The organism is Aeromonas sp. QDB68 (assembly GCF_027707405.1).
Taxonomy (GTDB): domain Bacteria; phylum Pseudomonadota; class Gammaproteobacteria; order Enterobacterales; family Aeromonadaceae; genus Aeromonas; species Aeromonas caviae.
This window is the reverse complement of the sequence record NZ_JAPCIQ010000103.1, coordinates 5,855-11,432: the sequence shown is the minus strand read 5'-3', so window position 1 is coordinate 11,432 and position 5,578 is coordinate 5,855. Positions and strand designations below refer to the sequence as shown.

The following is a 5,578-nucleotide window of genomic DNA, read 5'->3' as shown; positions in this document are numbered from 1 at the left end:
GCAAGCAGGAAAGTGGGATCAAGAGACGATCGTCTCATTTTTCCTGTGTCAATACTGTTCCGGTGAATACTTACGGATAAACAACTGGCTGGTTATGTGGCGGCCAGTTTTAGAACCACTACTTTGAATACGTTAGCCAACAGTGGCGTCACCCTGATCAGTAAAATCGTTACCGTGGCAACCTTGTGGTTTGGGGCGCGCGCGGTGATTGATGCTGAGCTCACCGTGGGTCAGCTGATTGCGTTTAATATGCTCTCTGGTCAGGTGGCACAGCCGGTGATGCGGCTGGCGCAGTTGTGGACGGAATTTCAACAGGTTGGCATTTCGATGCAACGCTTAGGCGACATCCTGAATACCCGCACCGAAGTGGCCGGTAATAATCTAGTATTACCGCCGATTAAAGGCGCCATTCATTTTGATGATTTGCACTTTCGCTATCGCCCCGATGCGCCCTTAATTCTCAAGAACATCAATCTGCGCATTGCATCAGGCGAAGTGATAGGTGTGGTCGGTCGTTCCGGCTCGGGTAAAAGCACCTTAACCAAACTCATCCAGCGCCTGTATGTGCCGGAACAAGGCCGTGTGCTGATTGACGGTATTGACCTCTCCGTCGCTGATGCCTCATCGCTGCGCCGTCAGATTGGCGTGGTGTTACAAGAAAACATCTTATTTAACCGCTCCATCCGGGAAAATATTGCCCTGACCGACCCCGGTGCGCCACTGGAAGCCGTGATGCAGGCCGCCCATTTAGCCGGTGCGCATGAGTTTATTACCGAATTACCGGAAGGCTATGACACGCCAGTCGGTGAGCACGGCACCGGGCTTTCTGGTGGGCAACGACAGCGCATCGCCATTGCCCGCGCCCTACTGAGTAACCCACGCATTCTGATATTTGATGAAGCCACCAGTGCGCTGGATTATGAATCGGAACACATCATCCAAAAGAACATGCGCGCCATTTGTCAGGGCCGCACCGTCATCATCATTGCTCATCGTCTATCGGCGGTGCGTCAGGCCAACCGAATTCTCGTTATGGACAAAGGACAAATTATCGAAAGTGGCAATCATCAGGAACTGATGCAACACGACGGTGGCATGTATCGTCACCTGTATAACCTGCAACAGGGATAATCAACATGTCGAATACCTTAACGGCGTTTAAAGAGTTGCTGCAACGCTATCAGCTGGTCTGGCAACACGCCTGGGCACGTCGCCATGAAATGGAAGCCTCCAACCGCTTACCGCATGAGTTGCAGTTTTTACCCGCCGCGTTGGCGTTACAAGAAAGCCCTGTGTCACCCAAACCCCGCTTAGCCATGTGGTTACTGATGAGTTTCGCAATGATAGCCCTGCTGTGGGCTTGTTTTGGCAAAATCGATATCGTCGCCAGTGCGCAGGGCAAAATCGTGCCCAGTGACCGCATTAAAACCATTCAGCCACTGGAAACCTCGACCGTCAGTGCCATCTATGTCAAAGAGGGGCAACACGTTGAAGCTGGTGACGCATTGATTGATTTTGATGCTACCGAGGCCAGTGCCGATATTGAACACCTGCAAAGTGCGCTCAATGATGGCCGCTTACAAACCATCCGCGCTCAAACCATGTTGCTGAGTCTCGACACTGATAATCGCAGCCAACATGAACCCATGTTGCCGAAGTTTGATGACATCCCCACGTTGCGCCAAACCCAGGAACAGGCGTTACTACACAGTGAATGGCAGGAGTTCAGCACCAAACAAGCGCAGCTTGATGCGTCACTTAAAACCAAACAGGCGGAACAACGCAGCTACGCTGAAACGGTGCACAAACTGCAACGCAGCCTCGTCATCACCCGCGCACGGGCCACCGATTACGCCAAACTGGATAAGCAAAGTTACATCCCACGCCATGACTACCTCGATGCCCAGCAAAAGCTCATCGACCAGGAAGGTGAACTGGCCAACCAGCAACAACAACTGCAACAGTTAACGTCCGAAATTGAAGAGGTCAAACGCCAGCAACAAGCCCTCACTGCGGAAACATTACGTAACCTGCAAGACAAACTGCGCGAAGGCAAACAGCAAACCGTGCAATATCAGCAGGAACTCATCAAAGCGCAACAACACGGCAAACTGCGCCGCCTCACCGCCCCGGTGGCTGGCACCGTGCAGCAATTAGCCACTCACACCGTGGGGGGGGTCGTCACCCCCGCACAAGCCTTAATGATCATCGTGCCACAAGACAACCCGCTCGAAATCGAAGCTTACATCGAAAACAAAGACATCGGCTTTGTGTATGCAGGGCAAGAAGCGGAAGCCAAAATCGACACCTTCCCCTACACCAAATACGGCACTATTCACGCGGAAGTTACCGATGTATCAAACGATGCAGTCAATGATGAGAAGAAAGGCCTGATATATACCGCGCACGTCAAACTCGACCGCACCACCATTCCGGTAGAAAACAAAACCGTGAATTTAACACCGGGCATGACCGTGACGGTGGAAATCAAAACCGGAAAACGACGCGTGATGGAATATTTTTTAAGCCCACTCATGGAATATCAGAGCGAGAGCTTAAAAGAGCGATGATTTACATTATGTTAATATGAACCACATAATTTTAACCGAGTAATTGAAATTATTGGTGGATGCTTACTTTAATGTTTTCACAAGAAAGCAAAAGGAGAATAGATGTATATTATGTTGGGTGTTGCCACACTTTTTTTATTTTTTTTGTTTTTCCTCAATAAATCTAGGATTAGATATAGAAAGAGGGATTATAGGGAGCCAAAATTATTTCATGGCGCACTAGTATTGCTTATTAATATTGCTTTTGAGGTTGTGTATCGAAATGTATATGCATTTCAACCCACTCAAGTCCAAGGGGGGTCTGTTTTCTTGGTGTATTGGCTTCCTCAGGTTATATATTATACATGCCTGATAACTGTTTTATTGGCGCTATCTTATTTCTGTGGTTTATTTATATGGCCTGACACTAGAAATGAAATAAATAAAAAACATTCATTTAATATACCTATCTTTTTTTTACTATCACTCTTTATTATATATCCATCTATTTCACGATATGGTTTGGTGGAAAGTTCACCATTTATGCTTGCCATGATTCTGATCGCTGACGGATTTACCTCTCTTTATCTAGTGCGGATACTAGTGATTAAATTTAACAAATAAAAGGGTTTACTATGGAAGGAAATAATAATGTAGGAATTAGCCAAGACGGTATAGAGCAATTCCTAGATCTTATAAAAAATAAGGGTATTAGCGCAGTTCAATCACTATATGATCAGCAAGATTTAGAATGGGGAGATTATCTTGGTGCCCCAGGAGCTGCTTTTGCAAAATTCTATGGTGAGACAATAAATCAACTTGATAATCCAAGTAAAATATGGGACTCAACATATGAGTTATCAAAAACAAGAGAACTCGCTAAATACAGTCCAATATCAAAAGCTGTGTCTTCCAGTATCTTTGGCTCAGCAGTCGCTGCTGCAAATTTAGCGTATGGTTTATATATCAGTGAAGATATCAAAACAGTAGATCAATTCTCCGAAGCATTGACAGATTCATTTGCCGGTATAGTCGGTGGGGCTCTAATTGGTGATGCGGTTTTAGGTTTAGTCGGTTCGTTCGGCCTTGCTTCTGTTGGTGCGACTGCAATTCTGGGGGCTGTCGCTATATTAGGTGCATCAGCGATATTTTATGCAGTATATGACGAGTTAAAAGAAAATGGTTATCTGGATCCGTTTTACGATTTAACCGAAGATGCTCTAAATTCACTATATAATTGGCGACCTGAACCTCCCGTCCGCCGAGATCCATTGGTACTGGATCTAAATGGTGATGGTGTTCATCTCATTGATAATGTCTATTATGACCACGATGGAGACGGGATCGCAAACAACGGTCAATGGGTTTCTCCAGAAGATGGGTTGTTAGTTTTAGACCGGAACAATAATGGGAATATTGATAACGGCACAGAACTATTTGGTGACCATACTCCTGTTGATGGCGGAGGAAGACCATCCAATGGGTATGCAGCCTTGGCAACCTACGATAAAAACAATGACAATATAATCAATGAAGAGGATGAGATTTATAATGAACTCAAAGTATGGCGCGATACTAATAGCGATGGCATAAGTCAGAATGACGAGCTATTCACTTTAAGTGATTTAGGTATAAATGCCATACCACTATCCTACGATAATCTACAAGGCGTTTACATCGATAATAATGGTGACAAACATATTACAGAAAGCGTTATCTTGACCAGTAATAATTTTGATCGAATATTTGTTAATCCTATTCCCATATCAGACTCAGTCGCTGCGATGCCAAACATGCGAGGAACTGGAACAGTCAGAGACTTACATGAAGCAATGGAAATGAATGATTCCTTAAAGGATTTAGTTGAAGCATTTCAAGCGACCACAGATAGAAATAAACAGCTTGAATTAATTGACGGCATTTTCTTCTCTTGGGCAAAAACCAGTACTTATTATAATGAATACAATAAATTTATATCTGGCCCAATGATGGATAAACTATATGCGCTTGAGGCTTACTATGGACAGAGAATGCCTTGGGGTATTTCTGCTGGAACAGGGGGTATATCCATCCAGATACCAACAGAGTTAATTAATAATGGATATAGTCTAATGACCAAAATGATATATTTTGAGCTGGTAGGTCAGACTAGACTAAAAAATTATTTCGATGAAATACGCTTAAGTTTTAATGGAAATCAATTTGACCTTGATTTAACTAGTGTAATAGATCATTTCACACAGACACCACTCACCCCATCTTTGTTAGCTGATGCTCTTGATTTTTCATCTGCTATAAAAAAAGTTACCAATGCCCAAATAGTTGGATTATATGAATTTATCGCGGACTCAATATACTCACTGTCAGGCGATGATTTGACCGGATTACAATCCGCATTGAGTTTTAACAATGTTAAAGTTGATTTAACTGGGGAAAATAAAAAAATATCATTTAATGATGGGCAGATCATTTTAACTCAAGGGGCATCAAATATTGAGTTTTTGGGTTCTAATGGAAGTGATAAATTGTTCGGCACCAATTCTAATGATGTGGTCTTTGCTAATGCAGGGAACGACATGGTATATGGCTACGGCGGCAACGACACTATCACCGACAGCAACGGCAGCGACACCATCGACGGCGGTGCTGGGGACGACGTCATTACCGATAGTGGCAGCGGTACCAACACGCTGCTGGGTGGAGAAGGCAACGACACGATCACCTTTGGTTCCGCTGGAAGCAACACCATCGACGGGGGTAGCGGTAACGACGTCATCAAAGCGGACAATCCGTACGGCTATACCGCCAATACGCTCACGGGAGGCACCGGCAACGACCGCATCGAAAGCGGCGGTAGCGCCGACACCTACCTGTTCAACCGGGGCGACGGTCAGGACGTCATCCGCGACTACGACTACTACAGCTACGGCAAGACGGACCAGCTCATGTTCGGCGCGGGCATTGTGGCGAGTGACCTGTTCGTAAGCCGTTCCGGCAACAACCTGGTAGTCAAAATCAACGACCCGGAC

At 45.4% G+C, this 5,578-nt stretch carries 4 protein-coding genes; all 4 read left to right on the top strand.

All coding sequences use genetic code 11. The features are described 5' to 3' along the window. Positions 1-66 precede the first annotated feature (66 nt). Complete coding sequence (locus PG892_RS19355; protein ID WP_333563684.1) at positions 67-1,131, top strand: ATP-binding cassette domain-containing protein; 1,065 nt, start codon at positions 67-69, stop codon at positions 1,129-1,131. A 5-nt stretch (positions 1,132-1,136) separates the two neighbouring features. Next, a complete protein-coding gene (locus tag PG892_RS19350; RefSeq protein ID WP_270825716.1) occupies positions 1,137-2,570 on the top strand; it encodes an HlyD family type I secretion periplasmic adaptor subunit in 1,434 nt (477 codons plus the stop codon). 102 nt (positions 2,571-2,672) lie between these two features. Further along, positions 2,673-3,173: a hypothetical protein gene (locus PG892_RS19345; RefSeq protein ID WP_270825715.1), complete on the top strand. Its 501-nt coding sequence runs from the start codon at positions 2,673-2,675 to the stop codon at positions 3,171-3,173. An 11-nt stretch (positions 3,174-3,184) separates the two neighbouring features. Further along, on the top strand, positions 3,185-5,578 hold a 2,394-nt coding region (locus PG892_RS19340), incomplete at its 3' end, for a calcium-binding protein (protein WP_270825713.1).

Bases quoted from the DNA above. Each gene is read 5' to 3' on its own strand.
- PG892_RS19350 (WP_270825716.1), top strand. From the start codon at position 1,137: ATGTCGAATACCTTAACGGCGTTTAAAGAGTTGCTGCAACGCTATCAG.
- PG892_RS19345 (WP_270825715.1), top strand. From the start codon at position 2,673: ATGTATATTATGTTGGGTGTTGCCACACTTTTTTTATTTTTTTTGTTT.